Below are 21,530 nucleotides of genomic sequence, written 5' to 3'. Positions count from 1 at the left end.
TCATCTATTCTTCCAACTACGGTTCCTAAAAATTCGCTCTAGTGTTTGGGGGCTTCCAACCTCTTTAAGAGCATTTTATATTTACCATCGATTTATTCTCTATCAGCGGACACAGCCAAGCTAAAATAGTGCCCTTTTCATTCTTTGTGTAATAAGATGAAAATAATAAAGCATTTTTTACTCAACGATAAGTTTAGTATGAAATAAATAACCAACAACAATATGGACTGTTTTCAATTCGCTGGCTTGAGCCAAAATAGTAGGATTGTAAATAGCCCCTACGTCCATTACTTTTTTTGTAGGAGATAATCATGCCAACGCTTCATCATGATATTGAGCTCAAAGAAGTAAAAAAAGAAAAGCTGCCTGATAAAATAGCTTCCTCTTTATCAAAGGGAATCACTGAAAAAAGAATATTACGTGATCAATTTGGGGCCTATTATCTGATTAAAAAGCCAGATGTTTTAACGATAGAAGACGTATTTAAAGGATATCTTTCTCATCAGGAACTGCAAAAACCCTCCTTTGACACCATGGAACATATTTTTTCAATTAAACTTGAAAGTGCCTTTCTGGAAATTTTAATTCCGCGGATGGCAAAAAAAATGTTTGAGGGGATTATAGAAGTCCCTGAAAATTATCTACATGTCGATAAAGACAAATCCATTGGTGTCATTTCAAAATTCATCAATAGTTTTTCTGAATTTTTATCGCAAAAAGAAGCAGTCAAAACGAAACCATTATTCGAACGCGAACAATTACCTAAACGCGATGATTTATCACTTACCTCTGAAGAAGCACGATTTCTAGGCCAATTGTACGCAGTAGCACTCGTTTTTAATTTATGGGATTTATTAAATTCCAAATTACTCAATTCAGGCTATTGTGAGGATAAAAATCATGTAAGGCGAGCTGCTATTGTTGATTTTGGTTGTGGAGGCACTCTAAGTTATAAGGGAAGACATACAGATACACTGGCTTTTGATGATCCTGATTTTTATCCAACTAAAAAAGTAGCTTATTCATTCTTGGGACAAAACTATCGTGAACATTATCGTCATGGGTATGCCTTACCTTTTGATAAATTGGTTGCCCCTCTTTTACCTCATACAATAATTGCTGATTTATTTGATATGTCTCAAGAAGATATAATTAGCCGCTCCATGCTTGAAGGTTTTTGTGAGGCAATTACCACAGCGGAGAAAAACATGGCTCAAGATCCTCATTTATTAGAAGACGCCTTATTACAATCATTGAGCGCAATTACTTTAGATTCCTCGATACAAACAAGCGATTTGAAATCTCATTTAAATACAGAATTTTATGGGAAGCCAGAGAAAAACTCACATTCTTTAGTGACTATTCTTCAGCAACGTCTTGATAGCGTCAAAATGCTTCTCATGCAATTTAAAGTAGGAATATCAGCAACTGAGATTCAACAGGAAATCAGAGACTATTATTATTACTCCCAAAATTGGGTAAAACCCTAAAGGAACTGTATCGATCGCCATAATCTAGGTCTGGTAATCTGGAACAAAATTCAGGAAAAATAAGAGCTATTCCGAATTGGTTTATTAACTCCTGCTCTCACAGAATGGCTTATCCACAAGTCCATAGGCCAGTAGAGCCTTCATCGTCTCGGATAGGCCTGTGGACCCTGTGGGTAAGCCATGACACACCGAACTATGTTTTAGAAACCGTACTAGGGTGTCCGAAATACACTTGAGCTGGTGTTAAATATCCAAAAGACTGATGGAGTCTTCGGTTGTTATAATATTCAAAATACTCAGCTAATTCCAGCTCTATCTCTTCGATTGTTTCGAAATCATACCGATAGAGTTTTTCTTGCTTAACACTGCGCCATAAACGTTCTATGAAAATATTATCGAGGTATCGGCCGCGCCCATCCATACTGATAGAGATTTTGTGGGCCTTCAAGGTATTGATCCAATCATTAGACGTGAACTGAGCACCCTGATCGGTATTAAAAATATCACACCGCCCCTGTAATAACGCGTTTTTTAGCGCCTCTACACAAAATTCTGCTTCTAATGTTGGGGACACCGCCCATTGAAGCACATACCGACTATACCAGTCCATGATGGCAACCAAGTAAACATGGCCTCCCTTCATACGCACGTAGGTAATATCAGCAGCCCAGACCTGATTAGGCTTAGTGATATCGATGTCACGTAATAGATAGGGGTACACGGTGTGCTCTTTATTGGGAACGCTTGTATTTGGCTTTGGGTAGACGGTTTCTAATCCCATAGCCTCCATGAGTCTCTTGATGCGTCGTTTACCAACAGGATAGCCAACTTCAAGGGACAACCATTGTGCGCGCTTCACTTTACCTTCACATGGATACTGGAGATAATGCTCGTCTAACAGCGCCATGAGCCGCTCGTCCTCTGCTGATATAGGAGACGCTTTGTAATAATAACTGGAAATACTCAATCCGAGTAGCATGCATTGTTCTCGGATTGATATTTCAGCGTTGCTATCAATCAGCTTACGCTTTTCATCCAAGCTCAGTGGCAGTCTTTTTTTTTAACCATGATAATTGGGCTTGAAGTCGACCAATTTCCTCATACAAAGCACCAACAAGCTCGGCTTGCTCTTTTTTATCCTTATCATGAGAATTGGAAAAAGCATCTGAAATAGCCTGCAATGCTGTTTGCTTCCATGCTTTAATTTGGGTAGGATGCACACCGTATTCGCTGGTCAGTTGAGCCTGAGTCAATTTTCCTTCAATTGCCGCAACTGCTATCTTTGATTTTTTTGATGCCGTGTAATAGTTTCTTTTTTTGCTCATTCTATTCTCCTCTGTTACTTAGAAGAATAGCTCTTAAAAATTACCTTTTTTCGTCCAAAAAACCGCGCCTATATCACCAATCCACTCAATTGGAATTTGCTATTTTAGAATTTTGTGTGTATTAATTTAATATTGTGATGCACCATTTTTTCGCATCTTTCTAAAATATGTGAGGCACTTCTATGCATTTTCACCCTCTTGATAATCGTTATCTTTACAATATCTATGATTTTAATATGCGTTTGCTTCAGCCTTACTCCGATTATTTTGACCATATGGCGAAACGTCTTCGCAGAATTTCTGACAATATTAATTTGCCCGTTAACATTCCTTATATGCCCAATGAAGGACAAGAGGTGTTGAAAAAAATATTGGATTCATCTTCAGGTCATTTTCGTAGGTTATCCGGTTACTCCTATGTATTTCATATTATTACGAATGTTTACGATAAACCCCAATTTGATATTAATGAAGTGAAAATCCATGATGAATATTACGATGTCCAAGAAGAAATTATTAATAAAAAAAGTTTTTGCAACCTAATTCGTTTTAAAAAAGTAAATGCGGAACACTTGGATTTACCCAAATTACTCGTCGTCGCACCAATGTCCGGACACTATGCAACCTTGTTGCGAGATACCGTTAAAAATTTACTTCCTATGTACGATGTCTATATTACTGACTGGAAAAATGCTCGTGATGTGCCCTTAATTGAAGGATCGTTTGATTTGGATGATTTCATTGATTACATTATTTCCTATTTAAATTTACTTGCACCCAATTTAAACGTCATGGCAGTTTGTCAGCCGACGGTACCGGTTTTAGCTGCCGTTGCTCTAATGTCCACCAATAATTCACCCAACCTGCCTCGCACAGCAATATTGCTCGGGGGACCTATTGATACGAGCCAATCACCTACTTCGGTCAATGAATTAGCTTCTTCCAGAGGAGACGATTGGTTTCAACAAAATGTCATCTCGATTGTGCCCTCTCGTTTTCCAGGTGCAATGCGTCTTGTATATCCTGGATTTATGCAACTTGCGGGTTTTATGAGCATGAATTTTCAGCGTCATATGGAATCACTGCAAAAAGCAGTCGATCGATATGCAGACAACCAAAAAGAAGCAGCCTTCAAGATAATCAAGTTCTACCTTGAATATTTTTCAACTATGGATCTGACCGCCGAATTTTACATGCAAACAATCAATACAGTTTTTCAAGAAAAACTATTAACTACTGGACGCTACAAATCGCGCGGACATAATGTGCGTTTACAGGACATAAAGAATACTTCTATTCTGGCAATTGAAGGTGAACGAGATGACATCACGGGCGTAGGACAAACAAAATCGGTGCTCAGCTTATGCAAAAACTTACCAGATTCCATGAAAAAATATTTCCTTGCTGAAGGCGTAGGTCATTATGGATTATTCAACGGCAAAAAATTCCGCAACATTATTATTCCAGAAATTAAGGCCTTTACAGAGGAACATTCTGATTCCTAGGGCTTAGTTTACAAATGATATTGTCGAAGGCAGAGCATGATTTTATGCACTTCGATATGCGTATACTTGATGTATGCCGCACATTTAATACCCCCGAAAAATAACGTCATTCGAACTCAATTTAGCGATTGTTAAAGAGCCGACTAATTTACAGGTGAAATTTTCTTCGAGAATTCAAGAGAATTGGCGGCATCGATATTAAAAATACGCTATATTATTAAAGTTAGACAATCAAAAGGAACTGATATGGCTACTAATCATGTTATTCATCGTCCCGAATCAGAACTCTTGCAACATCATCGAGGATGGCTCTTTGGTTTTGGAATACTGCTATTACTCTTAGGGTTTATTGGTTTAGGTATGGAAATCGCATTAACCATAGTGAGCATGTATTTTTTTGCAGTACTCCTCATGGTTTCTGCACTATCACACATTGCAGATGCATTTAAATATAAAAAATGGGAAGGCGCGATTTGGAAAGTTTGTATTGGCATATTGTATCTTATTGGAGCCTGTATCATCTTATATGATCCCTTGTTAGCCTCTACTATTATCACTGCCTTACTGGCTTGGACACTTATTGTTATTGGTGTTACTCGTATTTTCATGTCGATTTCATTACGACATACCACAGGCTGGGGGTGGATCTTTTTTGCCGGAATAACCTCCTTAATACTCGGGATCCTAATTTTAATGCATTGGCCAATGAGTGGATTATGGGTCATTGGAATGTTTATTGCGATTGATATGATAGTCAGTGGTTGGACTTATATTATCATTGCAATTGCTCTACGCACCTCCAAAAGGTTACCCAGCTAATAATCGGTTACTCATTGGTGAGTGCGCTGAATATCGAATCTATGTGGGTCATTTTGACCTGAGTTATTGTCACCTTTTTGTGAAGAATTTATTAAGAATATGAACTATGCAAAAAAGTGACAATAGCTCAGAGCATAATGACTGAAAGCGATTTGCTGTTTTGGTTTTTCTCGCACAATGAGTACAATTAAATTTTAGAATTCATTAAAAAGCCTATACCCATTATAACTTACTTAGCGAATTTGCATGTCCCTAATCTCACTATGGATTTTCCAAAACTTTTAAATTAGCGAAACATTGGAACTATCACTTTTAATAGAGCTATTTATGTAAAAAAAATCTAGAATTATAGAAAATAGGAGTGAGATATGGACAAGATTCCCAAAGAAGGTTTTATTCTTTCTATCCGTAGCCGATTAGTTATTGGCTTTGCAACACTTTGTTTGCCTTTATTGATATTAATTATGTTATTGCTCCCCAAAATAGATTGCGTCATGCAATTGAGCCAATTAATTAATCGCGAAAGTTTACCCCAAATTCTTGATACCCAAATTTATCAAGCCCAAGATATTCTTGAACATTGGGCAATGACGGGAGATCCACAGGATAAAGACGCTTTTGCGCGGATATGGAGAGAAATTAATGAAACCCGAAATCTATGGAATCAGATTATGAACTCCACCGAGCTGGATAATACGGAGTTACAGAAAAAATGGGACAAACTTCAAAACTTGTATGGGCCTCTCTATGAAATCCAAGCAAAAATAATCAATGCCCCTAGAGATCCTAATGATCCCAATAATGTAGAAAATAGTAGAAATAATACAAAAGAAATTCAAAATGCAATGATTGATATTATTGATGGTCCCTATTCTTCTGATGCAGGAAAAAGAATAGGAGGTTTTTTTAATGAAATATCATCAGAAATTGACAAAAGTACAACTAGAATAAATGAAAGCCTAACTTCTTTAAAAAAATCGGCTTATGGATTACTTGTTTTAGCCATTGCTTTAACTCTTATTGTCCCTTATGTGACCCAAAAATCGATATTAGGCGCCGTGGGTTTTGCGATTGATATTGCGAAACGAATTGCTGCGGGTGAGCGTAATATTCCAATTCAACTTCGCTCAACAGGTAGGCTAGGGAAATTGTTTATAGCACTTAAGGCCATGCAAGAAGCAATTGCAGCAAATGATGCGGCTCTACGTGCGAAAGAAGTGGAAACTCGAGAATTATATGAACAACTAGTCAATTCATCAAAAAAATTTAGCGAATTCAGCAGCAAAGTTGCTGCAGGAGATCTTCAAGAGCGACTTAAACTCGATAAAGAAGACATATTGCACGATTTAGGCCGTGATTTAAATTCAATGACCGAAGGTTTGGCATCCATTACTAGAAATATTACCGAAGTGAGTACGAACATAGTCACTATGGTGAACACGGTGATTACTTCTGCAGAGGAACAAGCAGAAGGTATTACCTCACAAGCATCCGCTATTAATGAAATCAGTGCTTCACTGGAAGAAATGGATAAAAGCTCAAAACAAACCATGGAAAAAGCTCAAACGCTGCGAGAAGTAGCTAAGAATACTTATGAGCAAGGGAAATTAGGTACACAGTCTGTAGAACAAAGCATTCTGGGTATTAGAGCTTCAGAAGAAAAAATGAAGCTCATTGCCCAAACCATACTTGATTTAGACAACCACACCCAACAAATCGGTGACATCACCTCAGTGGTCAATACTCTGGCACAACAATCAAAGATGTTGGCATTGAATGCTGCAATTGAAGCATCAAAAGCTGGGGAATCAGGAAAAGGTTTTGCAGCAGTAGCTAAAGAAGTAAGAAATCTAGCCGAACAATCGGAACAATCAACAGTACAAGTACAAAAAATTCTTGAGGACATTCGTCGCGCTACTGAAAAAGCAGTCATTGTTACCGAAGAAGGGACTAAAACATTGGATTCAGGAGCAAAATTGATTGAGAATGCAGGTAAAATCATTCAAACACTGAGCCAAATGATTAATGATGCCTCCATAGCAAGTCAACACATTGAGGTAGCCATTCGTCAAGAAGCAGTCGGAATCGAGCAAATCGTTGAAAGCATGAATGAAATTAATCGCACAACCTCCACTTTTTCGAGCGGCATCAAAGAAATGATGACATTTATTCATCATTTGGACGAGATTGCCAAGCAGCTCAAAGATGATGTGGATGTGTATAAAGTTTAAAAGGTTGGATCAAAAGGATCCAACCAGCTTGTTATAATTATCTATGCCAGGTAGATCCATAGCGTGTGGTACCACAATGACCGTTAAAGCAACCTTTATTCACACTCGTATGGTGACAATTGCCTCCACGACAGACGGTATAACTTCGGTGATATCCCCAAGCAAAAGAGTTAGAAATAAAACCGCTCATAACAATAATCATCGTAATTTTTTTAATATTTTTTGATAACATATACCGCTCCTTGTAATTATTCAATCAATAAGCACATTAAATGCACAATTATGCATGCTAAGTATAGTTTAGTTTGATAGGCTTTGTGGATTTTTACGAAGCTTTTTACGTTCGAGCCCCTACAAAGAATTAGGAATATTTTAGGCCGAATCATATAAATAAATAAGAAATAAGCTGAAAATTACCACTTCTTGTAATCAATCCATACGGTGATAAGTCCGTGTATCAAAAATAATTACCAGGCTTTACTATTTTTTCAATAAATTACTAGCTTCCTCATCAATAACTTCATATGCCTTTTGTACCTTTTCATCGCGCTTTCTATATTTTGGGGCGAAAAATGGTCTATCTGTTTTTGCAGCATGTGCTATTTCCATAACGTCCTCTAATATCTTCAATGCCTCTTTGTGATCGACTTTTTCCAGATTAACATCGCCAATCTTTTCATGGATTTTATACAGATTATTAGGAATTTCTTTTGGCTCTCCATTTACATATATTTTTTTACTGCTTCCCCATTTTCCTAGTGGCCATTCACTGGTTTCAATTAATGCTTTAATGTCTTGTAAAGTACCAACCACACACTGTTTTTTTAAATCATCCATTTGCACGTTCTGGAATGTTTCAAAAGCACTTTTATATCCCTCGCTTTTTTCAGCTAGATTCATTGAGAAATTAATAATATCGTCTACTTTGACTTCTTTGAAAGTGTATTCCTTTTTTTCGGCTACTGTGTGTTCCGATAAAGTAAAATCAGGTCGGCTGACCTCTTTACTCTGATCAAATCTAAAGCCATATTGATCAACAAAGTTTACGAATTGTTGTCTATGCATGAAGGCGTCAGTAAATGGTCTAATAGGTTGTTTAGGATTTAATACTTCTTGAGTTAATTCGATTTTCGTTCCTGCTGAGGGTAATTTTGAAGCTGCGTGTTCTATAAAAGCTTTATGCATCAACTGCTCCTGCTGCTCAAGAGCCTTCTTCCTGTTTTCATAAATGATTCTAATTTGATATTCAATGTTGCCGGTTGTTTTTATGTCTTGTTCTCGTGCGATTCGTGCATTTCGTGCCTCATCTCTTGCCTCTTTCATTGTCGCTAAAAAATGACCTCCAACTCCAAATTCAATAGCGACCTTACTCGGTTTAGCTAAATTTTCTGGAATTGTAACTCGCTTATCAAGAACGTCTGGCGCTAACTCCTGTAACAAGAATTGGAGGAATTCATCAATCAGGTCAGAAGATGGAACCTTTGCTAAGTCAAACATATCATTGAATTTATCTAATTCTTTATAATTAGGATTGGCTTTTTTAACTGCTTCAAACCAATCTTTAAAATCGTTGTAATCCATAGCTTGGACTCACTAAAAACAGCAGTGCTACTAAAATTATAGCAGGAAAAAAATAATCAGCTGGCACCTCCACTCTTCATAAGGTCAATTTATTGGACATTTTTTTATTCAGCGAATCACTTTAAAATTGTTAGATCAAAAATGAACCAACCTACTTGCTTACCGAAATATTTGCATTTCAGCAACTTTTAATGGTTTGATTTATGTTGACTTGAGTTAATTACAACAACATAAAATCTATAATGCATCAAATAACATGGACGACAGGCTAAAAATAATTCCTGCAATGCTGAGTTTGGATTACAAATTCGATGAGAACGGTGTTTGTTTTGACTAAGTGAGTACGAAAGATGAATCTATTTTAAAGTTTATAAGGGTTCTTTTTATTGAACTTCATAAAGTTTACTAAACTTAATAATAAATAACTCTCATGTTTTTCGATACATATGACGCCTTACGAAAATAATCAAATAAATCATGTGGACACTGTAGCCATTTTTGATTTTGATGGCACCATAACGTACAAGAATACCACCATTCCCTTTTTAAGATTTATTGAGGAAAAACACTTTTTCTGGAAATTTTTACCCAAAGTCCCTCATGCACTAGCCTATAAACTTCACTTAATCGATGTCGATGGTTTAAACAACATTATTGCAACACATTTTTTAAAAGATTTATCACAAGAATTTCTCTATCAAAGCGGAGAAAATTTTGTCGATTCGATATTGCCGCAATTAATTAAAGACTCGGCAATACAACGGTTAAAATGGCATAAAGAACGAGGTCATCATTGCATTTTAGCTACGTCTGCTTATAACCTTTATGTAGATTATTGGGGAAAGCAAAATGGCTTTGATCATATCGTCTCTACACAAATTGATTTTGACCCTCAAGGTAAGGCTACAGGTAAGTTACGAGGTAAAAGCTGTAACGGCCAAGAAAAATTAAGACGTGTACTAGAGTGCATCAATAACCCCAAAACACTTTATGCTTATGGCGACAGTAATGGGGATAAGGAAATCTTAAATTATGCGACTCATCCTTACTATCGCAGATTTAACTAGCTTTTTATCCTAGCGATCAGCTCACTTATCATCATGTCCATTATTGTTTGAGCTTCTTTCTCAGTCACCAACATGGGATTATAAATTAAACCTAGAATGTCTCCTTGAGAACTACTTCTTACCATTAAATTACATCGCTCCGGATTCGAATAATTCCACAGAGCGACTTGTTTGGTTTCCTGAATTATTGTCTCAAACACATGATCTGCAGACTTAAATTTCAGGGCATCGATTAAAGAATACTGATTGAAAATAAACTGAGGCTGTTTGTAGTTAATTCGTGTCATATCCTGCAGTAAAAATGGAAATTCAAAACGGGAAACTAACTCTACTATCTTTATTTGCAAAGCCTGTAATTGAGAGATAAGAGGGTCATCGTTAATGGAAACTAACAAAGGAATGTTATCAGCATAATAACCCAATATATTATGATGCTCCAAATGTGTACGATTCGATTTTACAATACTGATATATACTTCTTTATTACCCCAATACTGGGCAATACTCGCACAGAAAAGATGGAGATAAAAAGTATAAAGAGATATTTTATTGGTATGACAAAAATCAGCTATTCTCTTGGAATAAATTTCCATTACCTGCTGATAAACCACACCACCATAATAAGTCTCTTTTACTAAAAACGTATCTTGCTTCCTGGTAAGGCTTGCTGAGGCCAAATAATCCGTGTAATCATTGAGTCTTAATTCATAATTTTTATAATCTGCAGCAATATGATTTAAATAGCTTGAGTCCTGCTCAATGATGCTTGTTTCATCACAGTGTAAATAATAGTGTTCGAGTTCCTGAAAAAAAATCTCTGCAGACAAACCGTCACAAACCAGATGATGAATTCTAATTAATAAAATGGGCTTTTCTTCTGCAGATAAAACAAGATACCACCGTAATAAGGGAGGACTATCTATAGCAATAGGCTCTAGCAATAATTCACCCAGCGTTTGATAGAGCTTATTTGTTTTTACTTGCTTTAAAGGTAAGTGCGCCTCTTTTCTAGTGAGAATGAGCTCAAGCTTTTCTTCTTTAGGGGTAAAATAGCTTCTCAAGGCTGGGTGCTTACTAATGCAAATGCGCATCGCTTTATCTAATCGTGCTAAATCAACATCCTTCTCTAACTCTTTAATAAGGGGAATAAAATAAGGCATGCCATTGGGATGCGATTTTAATAACTGCCATAAATTTTGTTGTAAAATAGAAGCATTCATGACGGTTAAATTAGCTTTTTGCGCATTAATTTTTTGATTTTTTTTCTGAATGCAGTTGCTGATCAGGGTCATCCATTGCATTAATAAGGCCTGGGCTAGATTATCTCTTATTTTATCTGCGCGGTATTTTAACGCTAACTTCAGTTCTGAGGGTTCAAGCAATGCTTTAAAAGACAAAAGCCTAGGCATTTCTCCCCACAAATAATTTTGCACATTACCACTTTTTGCAGCAGTAACCTTAAGTTGTGAACTGGTCACTCGTATTTGAACACCGCGCTGAAAATCAAAAGAAATTTCTGGATACTCAAGGCCGTTTTCCGGGAGCATAGGCATGCGTAAATATTGCTTATCGACTCGTGATAAAATTTGCTCTTGTAGTGCCTGCGCATGCTGTAAAATATCCTCGCATTGATGCGAAACTATGACCACATCACTAGAGGTATCACCGAATACTGAAGTAAAATTGCCATCTTCTCGGCCTGAAAAAAATACTACAATACCTTGCTTTTCTCTCTTAAAAGACTTAAGGAGTAAATCAAATAAATGAGCAAGTATGAAGTTACTTAAGGAAAGTTTGTTTTTTTCAAGAATTTCCAATGTCTCATTTAGATTCTCAAGAGGTATACTGGCTGAAATAACCCGGGCCTCCATAGGACAATGGGTGACACAGACAAAGGGAACACTCAAAGGAATATCTTTTAAATAATTCAGCCAATAATCTTTTAGACTGCCATCAAGTAAATCCAGGACATTATTCCATTGCCAATACACATAATCACTATATTGCGGAGGTTTTTCTTCGAACTGCTGATCATCATAATGTGACATCACTTCCTGAATGAAAGAAGTTACTGTATTACCATCACAAATCAAATGATGAAAAACAATCAGCCAGCGATGTTCTTGCTCATTAACACGAATGAGTCGGTTGCGTATCAGTGGTGGCTGCTTCAAATCTATGGGAGTAAGCAAAAATTCAGCTACCTCCCCTGCATCATAATTATCACTATATTCGAGACAAACCGCTACATCCTGATGAATATGTTGGTTAACCTGATGCAAAATTTTGTGGAAACCATATCGGAAAATATCATGACGCTGCATTGTCTGTTTTAAAGCATACTCAAATTTTTCTCGGGATAAAGTTCCCTCTATCTTTATTTCCATAGGAATTTGGTATGCCCTTTTATCTTGACAACGATTAAGAAAATTCCATACCTCTTGCTGCTGTAATGACAGAGGAATGGTGTTCGCTGTAGGAAAAGTGTTTTCTTGTGCTATGTAATCAGTTAACCTTGCTTGAATTTGTGTGGCCAGTTCTTCAGCTGAGGCATACTGAAATACATCTTTAACAGAGACAATATTGTCTTTGTATTTTTTATTCACTTGATGAACCAATTGGGTTGCCATTATCGAATCCATGCCGGCTTCGAACCAATTATGGCTTCTCGATAAACTATCATCATCGGCTTTTAATATCTTTTGCACCATATGGAGAATGTCATCTACACGACACTCTTTTTTACCCGGTGCTGGGGTTATATTTGCAGCGCCATTGGAAGATGTTTGCGTATGCATCGCTTCTTCATGAGTTGCAGAGGCATTATCATTAAGAAAATTCGCAACAATAACCTTGTTTATGCCAACTTTTTCTTTCACTACTGCCCGAATTACTTCTTGGGTAATTGGAGCAATTCCTAATGAAGCCAAGTAAGAGGTTAATGATTCTTCATTTTTTTTGAATAAACCCGTATTTTTTACCGGCCCTAGTATCCAATTTAAACTAGGTTTCCCCTGTTGTTGGCGTAAATCAGTTAAAGCGTCGAGAAAAGCATTAGCTGTTGCATAGGCCGCTTGCCCCTGACTTCCTAAAACACCAGCTATAGAAGAAATACAAATAAATTCTTTAAGTTCACATGATGCTGTTGCACGATGTAAATTAAAAGCTCCCAGCGCTTTGCCTTCCAGAATAAGTCTAATATCCGTCTCTTGCATAGCAAGCCAAGGTTTATCGATAGTGACTCCAGCAGCGTGAATAACACTGGCCAATGGAGGTAATTGTTTTTTAATTGCTCCAATTAATCGTTCTACCTCATTGGCTTCGGCAATATTACAGCAGTAATAGTGAATCTGCGCGTCATGTTTGAGATACGATTGGATCACTGGAGACCAAATTCCAGGTTTTTTTCTGCGTCCTACCGCAACAATTGTTTTTACTCCTTGCTGTAGGAGCTCTTCAATTAAAACTTGACCTATGTCGCCACAAGCACCTGTAATTAAATAGGTATTATCCGGGTAAATCACCTTATTACCCAAAATTAACTCAGGCATAAGCGGAACAATGTTTAACGAATAATAGCGTTGATTCTCATAACGTAAAATCCAATCATTTTCCGACTCACCAAGCAATATATTAACCCAATTCTTATCGGTCTCTTCTAGAGTGCCCTCTCGATAGTGGACGGACCACTGGGGATACTCCTGCTTGATGGATTTAAGCAGAGCAAGTAAGGCAGTACCTACCACAGAGGAGTTAGCATTTAAGAAAATAAAAGATTTATATACCTTATTTTTAATCAGTAATTGCGTTATCCGAGCAAGAAAAATAGTCTCGGAAATTACTTCCTCCTCATCAGCTTCACAGCAATAAATAAAATGAGACGCGTCTTTGAGTTGTGCTAAAATAGTCGCTTCCTGTGCTTCTCTAGCAATCCGTACGGTGGTAATGTCATGCTGCTTTAACAGGAAATTCAAAAGCTCTATTTTTGATTCTGTGCGAGCCATGACAGCAATTTTTTGAGTGGAAGAAATAGAAGACAGCTGCCAATTCAGTTCCTCCCATTGCACCTGATATAAATTTTTTCGCCACTGCCCCTGCGATGTGTTTTGCTGTTGCGAAAAAGCAGGTAACCAATAATCCTTTCCTGCAAAAGGATATTTAGGCAGCGATTCTTTGTGAAAGAATGCCTTCAAATACAATGCATTCCAATCAATGCTCCAGCCTCTTAAATAAAGTACTCCTAAGACCTGAAGCAGGCTTGGCCAAGGATTCTCTGCGTTCAAAACCGATGGCAAGACTGTGAAATCCCCAAGGAGTTGAATTTGTGCCGTTAAAACGGGTTTGGGGCCAATTTCCTGATAGAGATTAATCCCCTGTTGCATTAACGTTTGGAGCCCTTGATAAAAATTAACTGTTTTTAGCAAGTGCTCACACCAATATTGCGCATTGATTTCCTCAGGATTCAATTCTAAACCTGTAACATTGGAAATCAGGGCTATTTTGGGTTGATTGTAGATTACTTTCTGGGTTTCTTTATAGAAATCAGCCACAATAGGCTGCATGAGTGGTGAGTGAAAAGCATGAGATGTCGCTATAGAGGTACAACGCAGATTATTTTCTGCGCAATAATTTTTTAAAGCCTCAATCGCCTCACGAGGGCCTGAAACAACAGTTTGCTGTGGACTATTCTTTACTGCAATGACCAAATCTGGGAAATCCAGCAATAAATTTTCGGTTTTTTCGGAGTTCACCGCAACAGCCAGCATTGCCCCCTCTTCAGGCAGAGAGGCAATCAACTCTGCACGAATACATACTAAACGCAGGGCATCTTCCAAAGACAGGATCTCAGCAACACAAGCGGCAACATATTCTCCCAAGCTATGACCAATTAAAGCATGCGGACGAATCCCCAATGAAAGGAACCATTTGGCCAGCGCATATTCATAGACAAATAAAGCGGGCTGGGCATAACGAGTATGGTTAATATTGATATGCTCGGGGGTATTGAGTAAAACTTCGTGCAAATCATAGGAAAGCAAAGGATTAGCGATAGAACAACAGTGATCCACAATGAGTTTAAATAATGGCAATGTTTTATAAAGTTGGGCCGCCATCTGTGGCTGTAAGCACCCTTGACCGGTAAATAGCCATACTAATTTATTATTGTCACTAACTTCACCTTGCTGCCACTCCCCCTGTTCCAAACTCATCTGCCACTCGCTCCTATCTTTAGCTACGATAAAGGCACGGTATGCAAAATGGGTGCGTTGGCTAATTACTTGTTGGCACATTGCAGCAAAATCCACAGGTGCGTTTTTGCTGTATTGGCGATAGGTTTCTAAATAATTTTTTAAAGCAATTTCTTCTCGGGCACTAACTACCCAAAGATGATAAGGATAAGTTTCTTGTTCGATTTGAGGCGCTGAGAATCGGGCATTTTCCAAGATAATATGGGCATTCGTGCCACTAAAACCAAAAGAACTGACACCGGCATAACGCTCGCTCATTTGCCAAGTTTGACATTGTGTGGGGACATGCATGGTCTCTTGTGGCGTAATTTTGGGATTAAACTGCTTTAAATGAAGATGACTTGGGATTTGGCCGTATTTAATTGCCAAAACTGTTTTAATAAAACTCGCAATACCGGCAGCAGCCTCCAAATGCCCTATTCGTGTCTTCAAAGAAGTAATATAAAGTGGTGTTTTTCGTGCAAGTGCATACGCTCGTCGTATGCTTTCCCATTCAATAGGATCACCTAATGACGTTCCTGTACCATGTGCCTCAATATGAGTAATTTGCTCTGGAGTTAAATGAGCAAGCTTGATGGCATCTTGCATCACCTGAACTTGTGCTTGTAAATTAGGAGCAGTTAAACCATTGCTCGCCCCATCTTGATTTACCACACTGCTGCGAACCACCGCATAAATTTTATTTTGATCGCGAAGAGCATCTTTTAAACGTTTTAAAACAACCATCCCGCAGCCTTCTCCTCTAACATAGCCATCGGCTTCACTATCAAAAGTACTGCAGCGATTCTTAGGTGATAACATGCCCGTTTTACAAAAAATAATATTGGTTTCTGGTGAAAGGATTACATTAACACCCCCAGCCAGAGCCAGATCGCACTCTCCATCTTGCAAGGCACGACAGGCTTGATGAATGCTCACCAATGAAGAGGAGCACGCAGTATCAATTGCCATGCATGGTCCATGGGTCCCTAAAAAATAAGCGATACGCCCAGCGGAGGTAGAGAAACTGGTTCCTGTTGCTTGATAGGTAGTTATTTCCTCCAAGGGAACATGCTTTTGAATCAAAGCATCATAATCATGAGTACTGATTCCGAGATAAATACCCGTATGTGTGCCGCTTAAATCAGCAGGAACAATACCGGCATCTTCCAATGCATGCCAACTCACCATTAACGCCAGACGCTGCTGAGGATCCAAATATTCAGCCTCTCTGGGTGCTATATTGAAAAATTTGGTATCAAATCGTTTAATTTCAGTTAAAAAACTTCCAGCAGTAGAGTACATCATCCCTTTTTTCTGGGGATCGGCATCATAAAACTGCCTATTATCCCAACGATCTTTTGGAATCGGCCTGATACTGTCCTCTTGACCTTGCAGGAATTTCCAAAACTCATCCACATTTTCTAAAGTCTGATGAGAACCTGGAATACGACAATCCATGCCAATGACCGCGATCGGTTCATAATCTTTTTCCAATAATCTACTCTCTTCCTTATTTTTTTTAACTATATGCTGGCTTAAGGCGAAAATGGTCGAGTACTCCCAGGCAAGCCAGGGATCTAAAGGTTGCTGGATAAATTGCTCCAACTCATTGACCATCGTGACTAATTTAATGGAAGTAAGCCCAAACTCTGCGAAAGCACGTTGCTCATCAATATCGTGAAAACAAACGCTGCTATTGTTTGCTATCCATTGCTTAAGCCAAGAAACAATCTCCTTGTTATCTTCAATTGTTACTGTTGGGTTTGTTTTCTCTTCTTCGAACTTTTCGGGCAATAAAAGACGTGCGAGATAATCAAATTGTCCCTCAGAGTAGGCGTGCTTACAGGCACTGCGCTGAATTTTGCCGCTGGTCGTCTTAAGAATTTTTCTAGGAGGAATCAGCAATATATCATAGAGAACAACATCGGTAGCCTCAAAAACCGCTTTTTTTATTTTATTTAGAATTTCGCTGTATCTTGCTGCCTCAAGATGGCGGTTTACTTCAGCAACCACAACACATTCTTCTGAAGATGTCCCTGCGATGGAAAATGCAGCGGCGCCATTTTGAATTAAATTGGAATCAGCTTGATAACAGGCTAATTCAACATCCTGAGGATAAATATTACGACCATTAATGATAATTAAATCCTTAACGCGCCCACAAATCACTAAATAATTTTGCTCATCTATAAAGGCTAAATCCCCCGTTCTCAAGAAAGGACCATCACCACCAGCAGTAAACGCATTAAAAACTTCTGCAGTTTTTTCTGAATTGCGATAATAACCTGCAGCAACAGAAGTTGCCTGCAGCCAAAGTTCACCAACCACCTGTGTAGGAAGCTCTTTCCGAGTAGTCGGATCCACAATTTTTAGGGAATAATGATTAGAGACTTTACCACAACGTACTAATTCAACTGCCTCCCCCTGAATGGAATGAGGCCTAACTCGTCCATCACTCAATTTTTCTTTATCAACGAAGAGAAATCGATTCTCAGGATTCTGGTTATAGAGGGAAATGACCAAGGTTGTTTCGGCCATCCCATAACCAGTCTTCATCGTTCCTGGTGCCAAATTATAAGTTTTCAACTTTTCTTCAATCCGTCTCACCGTGTTTGGCTTTACCGGTTCGGCGCCGTTAACCAAATGGCAAACAGAACTAAAGTCTAGTCCTTGATATAAAGAAGCGTTTTTTTCCAAGGCATCGATCGATAAATCATAAGCAAAGTTAGGAGCCATGGTATAACTTCCCTTCTCTTCGCTAATTTTTTGGAGCCAAAAGAGAGGATTTTTTAGAAAGGTTAATGGCGCCATAAAAGCACATGTTCCCCCACGATACAAAGGCAATAAGGTATTACCAATTAATCCCATGTCATGGAAAATAGGTAACCAGGAAACACAGGTGTTTATTGAACTTTCTCCTAGGTACTCTACGAGCAGATTCAGGTTAGCATGGAGATTTCTATGGGTCACTATTACCCCTTTGGGCGAACCGGTAGAACCCGAGGTATATTGCAAAAAGGCAATATCATCCGGTTGGGCAATTGATGGAGAGGCAATAAAAGAGTTTTCTACATCGAGCATATCCACACAAATTAAATCAGCGTTTGGGAACATGAAATGATTGGTATCACAGTAATTTTTAACTTTTGCGGTTGTCAAAATCATCTCAACTTGCGAATCCTCAATTATTTTTAGCAGGCGCTCCAAATGACGGGTTTGCCGAGGAGGATAAGCTGTTACTGCAATATTTCCAGAGTGTAATGTGGCTAAAAATGAAACGATATAATCCAAGCTCGAATCAAAAATTAATAAAATGGGGTGTTGTCGCGCCGATTTTTGTTTCGTAAAACTATAGCTGGTAATTACTTGAGAATAAGCAATAATTTTCTCCTTTAATTCACGGTAATTAAGCTGCTTTTCAGAGAGATAATCTCCCTCGAAAAATTTTAAAGCGATTTTTTCCGGTTGGACTTCCGCATAGTGGAGGATTTTAGTTAAAATTAGTTCAATAGTCATAGCATACCTTCTTTTAATCTATAGAGCATTTTTTGATTTTAAATTTCTTAAAAAAAAGGCATCTTTTCGAAAATTATTAATTCGCATAGGTAATTTCCTCTTTAGAAAAATAAGAATACTGTGGGCAAAGTGAAAGATGAGTGAAATACATCTGAGGAGGTAGAAATAAAGCCAGAAACACCATTTCAACATAACAATACAGACACTTGGCATTGACTCTTCTCGTTTTGTATAATAAACAACAACCCAACGGGTTCTAAAACCAATTTTCGGTAAATTATAGTACAAAAATTAAACAATTTTATTAAAAAAACGACACACCCTGAAAAAACTTGGTTTTATCTCAAAAAATGGCTATTTAAAGCTAATTCTGATGTGTTGAGACTAAAATCTTACAAGCGCTCCATTTTGATCTGGGGTCTAAGACAACATGTGGAATTAAATAAAAAACCGCTCGTTAAATAATATACTATTTGCGTTCTCATGAGCTAAAGTAGATTTTATGAATCTAATCGATGTAAAGGATTGCAAATGAATCATATTCTTATTGTCTATGCACAACAAATTGAAGATTACAAAAAGCATTTTATCAGTATACTCGAAGATTTTTTAACACAGAGAAACTATGAGCTCACTGTATGTACTTCATTAAAAGATGCTTATGATGTGAGCAGTTTAAATCCACGAATTGTTACTATTCTTTATGATTGGGATGATTTTGGATTTGATGATTTACATCATTTTTCGAGTCATAATAAATTGTTACCTATATTTGCAATGGCGAATAGACATGCCTCAATTGACATTAATCTGAGTGACTTTGATCTCGCTCTGGACTTTTTGCAATATGATGCAAACTTAGCACACGATGATTTTAAACGCATATTACTTGCCATCGAAAAATATCAACAAGAGATTTTACCTCCATTTACCAAAGCGCTGATGCATTACGTGCATGAATTGAATTATGCATTTTGTACACCCGGGCACTTAGGAGGCACAGCATTTCAAAAAAACCCGACCAGTGCCGCATTTTATGACTTTTTTGGCAAAAATATTTTTCGCGCTGATCTTTCAATTTCAATTGAAGAGCTTGGAAGCTTACTGGACCATTCAGGACCTCAACGTGATGCAGAGCAGTTTATAGCCAATATCTTTAAAAGTGATCGTTCATTAATTGTAACGAATGGCACATCAACATCCAATAAAATAGTGGGAATGTATTCGGCAACTTCCGGCGATACCGTAGTGATTGATCGTAACTGTCATAAATCAATCGCCCATTTTTTGATGATGGTCGATGTGATCCCTATTTATCTAAAACCAACACGAAATACTTATGGAATTCTAGGTGGGATCCCTAAATCAGAATACACAGAACAAGCGATCCACGATAAAATTCTTGAACATCCAGAAGCTACTGCTTGGCCTACCTACGCGGTCATTACTAACTCGACCTACGACGGTATACTTTATAAGGTTGAAAATCTTCAAAACGAGCTCAAGGTAAAACATTTGCATTTTGATAGTGCCTGGGTTCCCTACACCAATTTTCATCCCATTTACGCTGAAAAATTTGGGCTCAGTTTAACGCCAAAAAAGGATCAAGTGATTTTTGAAACGCAGTCAACCCACAAATTATTGGCAGCGTTCAGTCAATCATCGATGATCCACATTAAAGGCTCTTTCGATGGGGCCATTCTTGATGCCAATTACATGATGCATATGAGTACTTCTCCTTTTTACCCTCTTGTCGCCAGTTGTGAAGTCTCTGCGGCCATGATGGCCGGTAATCAAGGCTATGATTTAATCAATGAAGCGATTGAATTAGCAATAGACTTTCGCATGGAAGTAAAACGCTTAAAAAAACAAAGTACCGATTGGTATTTTGACGTGTGGCAACCGACAATAGAAAAAAAATCATCTTGTTTTCCCTTAAAACCCAATGAAAAATGGCATGGTTTTCATCACGTAGACGAAGACCATTTGTTTTTAGACCCAGTGAAGGTAACCGTACTTTTACCAGGAATCAAAAATGATGAGCTCGATGATTGGGGAATTCCAGCTGTCATTGTCGAAAAATTTCTCGCATCCCATGGAATTATTGTTGAAAAAACAGGCCCCTATTCCATGTTGTTTTTATTTAGTTTGGGAATTACTCGCGCAAAATCGATGGCATTATTGGCTGCTTTAAATAAATTTAAACAACTTTATGATGAAAATGTACCGGTCAAAGTCCTACTCCCTCAGTTGTATCAAGAACATCCTGAATTTTATGAAAAGATGTCCATTCAATCCTTGGCTAAAACCATCCACGGTTTAATGCAAAAACATAATTTACCCAAAGTGATGTATCATGCTTTTGATACATTACCTCAAATCGTCATGACACCTCATCAGGCTTACCAAAAACTCATTCGGCAAGAAACACAATTGATCCCCCTATCCCAATTGAAAGATAAAATCTCTGCTGCAATGATCCTGCCCTACCCACCTGGTATTCCTTTAATTATGCCAGGAGAACAAATTACTGATGAGAGCGAAGTGATTCTTGATTTTCTCCTCATGCTGGATGATATAGGAGAAGCACTACCAGGTTTTGCAACTGAAATTCATGGCGTTGTCACCGGAGATGATGGAAAGAGCTATGTGCAGATCATTAAAAAAGCTTAGGACAGCAATGAGGCTACAGTATGTTGACTTAAAATCGTTTAGACATAAGTACAAAGGCTTCTTTTTGATCAGTTATGATATAATTTATTGTG

The 21,530-nt window shown here is 37.8% G+C and carries 11 protein-coding genes; 6 read left to right on the top strand and 5 right to left on the bottom strand.

Features of this window, described 5'->3' with window-relative positions:
* Window positions 1–311 precede the first annotated feature (311 nt).
* Window positions 312–1,490: a hypothetical protein gene (locus OQJ26_RS04365; protein WP_265702738.1), complete on the top strand. Its 1,179-nt coding sequence runs from the start codon at window positions 312–314 to the stop codon at window positions 1,488–1,490.
* Between the two features lie 193 nt (window positions 1,491–1,683).
* Here OQJ26_RS04365 and OQJ26_RS04360 read toward each other — a convergent pair whose 3' ends face one another.
* Window positions 1,684–2,529, bottom strand: a complete 846-nt coding sequence (locus tag OQJ26_RS04360; RefSeq protein ID WP_082650874.1) for an IS3 family transposase — start codon at window positions 2,527–2,529, stop codon at window positions 1,684–1,686.
* On the bottom strand, window positions 2,522–2,815 hold the full coding sequence (locus OQJ26_RS04355) for a hypothetical protein (RefSeq protein WP_065235619.1): 294 nt from the start codon (window positions 2,813–2,815) through the stop codon (window positions 2,522–2,524). The genes OQJ26_RS04360 and OQJ26_RS04355 overlap by 8 nt, the downstream gene beginning before the upstream one ends.
* A gap of 182 nt (window positions 2,816–2,997) precedes the next feature.
* Here OQJ26_RS04355 and phaZ point away from each other — a divergent pair, with 182 nt between their 5' ends.
* From phaZ to OQJ26_RS04340, 3 genes are all read left to right on the top strand, one after another.
* Window positions 2,998–4,320 (top strand): polyhydroxyalkanoate depolymerase, encoded by a 1,323-nt coding sequence (phaZ, locus tag OQJ26_RS04350; RefSeq protein ID WP_265702737.1) that lies wholly within the window; start codon window positions 2,998–3,000, stop codon window positions 4,318–4,320.
* A gap of 246 nt (window positions 4,321–4,566) precedes the next feature.
* Window positions 4,567–5,139: an HdeD family acid-resistance protein gene (locus OQJ26_RS04345; RefSeq protein WP_265702736.1), complete on the top strand. Its 573-nt coding sequence runs from the start codon at window positions 4,567–4,569 to the stop codon at window positions 5,137–5,139.
* A gap of 368 nt (window positions 5,140–5,507) precedes the next feature.
* Window positions 5,508–7,370 carry a methyl-accepting chemotaxis protein gene (locus tag OQJ26_RS04340; protein ID WP_265702735.1) on the top strand — a complete coding sequence of 621 codons (1,863 nt, stop codon included), beginning with the start codon at window positions 5,508–5,510 and terminating at the stop codon, window positions 7,368–7,370.
* Window positions 7,371–7,407: 37 nt separating this feature from the next.
* Here the strand turns inward: OQJ26_RS04340 and OQJ26_RS04335 are convergent, their stop codons facing one another.
* A complete protein-coding gene (locus OQJ26_RS04335; protein WP_265702734.1) occupies window positions 7,408–7,602 on the bottom strand; it encodes a hypothetical protein in 195 nt (64 codons plus the stop codon).
* 248 nt (window positions 7,603–7,850) lie between these two features.
* Window positions 7,851–8,951, bottom strand: a complete 1,101-nt coding sequence (locus OQJ26_RS04330) for a hypothetical protein (protein WP_265702733.1) — start codon at window positions 8,949–8,951, stop codon at window positions 7,851–7,853.
* A gap of 446 nt (window positions 8,952–9,397) precedes the next feature.
* Between OQJ26_RS04330 and OQJ26_RS04325 the strand changes: the two genes are divergently transcribed.
* Entirely contained in the window at window positions 9,398–10,018 is a 621-nt protein-coding gene (locus OQJ26_RS04325) for an HAD-IB family hydrolase (RefSeq protein ID WP_265702732.1), read from the top strand.
* Here OQJ26_RS04325 and OQJ26_RS04320 read toward each other — a convergent pair.
* Complete coding sequence (locus tag OQJ26_RS04320) at window positions 10,015–18,765, bottom strand: type I polyketide synthase (protein ID WP_265702731.1); 8,751 nt, start codon at window positions 18,763–18,765, stop codon at window positions 10,015–10,017. The two genes, OQJ26_RS04325 and OQJ26_RS04320, sit on opposite strands and share 4 nt — an antisense overlap.
* A gap of 531 nt (window positions 18,766–19,296) precedes the next feature.
* On the opposite strand from OQJ26_RS04320, the gene ldcC reads away from it, so the two are divergent.
* The gene (gene ldcC, locus OQJ26_RS04315) at window positions 19,297–21,438 is read left to right on the top strand and encodes a lysine decarboxylase LdcC (RefSeq protein WP_265702730.1); all 2,142 of its coding nucleotides are present in this window, start codon (window positions 19,297–19,299) and stop codon (window positions 21,436–21,438) included.
* Window positions 21,439–21,530 lie beyond the last annotated feature (92 nt).

Source organism: Legionella sheltonii (assembly GCF_026191355.1).
Lineage (GTDB): Bacteria > Pseudomonadota > Gammaproteobacteria > Legionellales > Legionellaceae > Legionella > Legionella sheltonii.
Note: the sequence above shows the minus strand (reverse complement) of the source record. Positions and strands in the feature narration are given on the sequence as shown.

Coding starts and splice junctions, on each gene's coding strand:
- OQJ26_RS04325 (WP_265702732.1), top strand. CDS start 9,398: ATGACGCCTTACGAAAATAATCAAATAAATCATGTGGACACTGTAGCC.
- OQJ26_RS04365 (WP_265702738.1), top strand. CDS start 312: ATGCCAACGCTTCATCATGATATTGAGCTCAAAGAAGTAAAAAAAGAA.
- OQJ26_RS04335 (WP_265702734.1), bottom strand. CDS start 7,602: ATGTTATCAAAAAATATTAAAAAAATTACGATGATTATTGTTATGAGC.
- OQJ26_RS04340 (WP_265702735.1), top strand. CDS start 5,508: ATGGACAAGATTCCCAAAGAAGGTTTTATTCTTTCTATCCGTAGCCGA.
- OQJ26_RS04345 (WP_265702736.1), top strand. CDS start 4,567: ATGGCTACTAATCATGTTATTCATCGTCCCGAATCAGAACTCTTGCAA.
- ldcC (WP_265702730.1), top strand. CDS start 19,297: ATGAATCATATTCTTATTGTCTATGCACAACAAATTGAAGATTACAAA.
- OQJ26_RS04355 (WP_065235619.1), bottom strand. CDS start 2,815: ATGAGCAAAAAAAGAAACTATTACACGGCATCAAAAAAATCAAAGATA.
- OQJ26_RS04320 (WP_265702731.1), bottom strand. CDS start 18,765: ATGACTATTGAACTAATTTTAACTAAAATCCTCCACTATGCGGAAGTC.
- OQJ26_RS04330 (WP_265702733.1), bottom strand. CDS start 8,951: ATGGATTACAACGATTTTAAAGATTGGTTTGAAGCAGTTAAAAAAGCC.
- phaZ (WP_265702737.1), top strand. CDS start 2,998: ATGCATTTTCACCCTCTTGATAATCGTTATCTTTACAATATCTATGAT.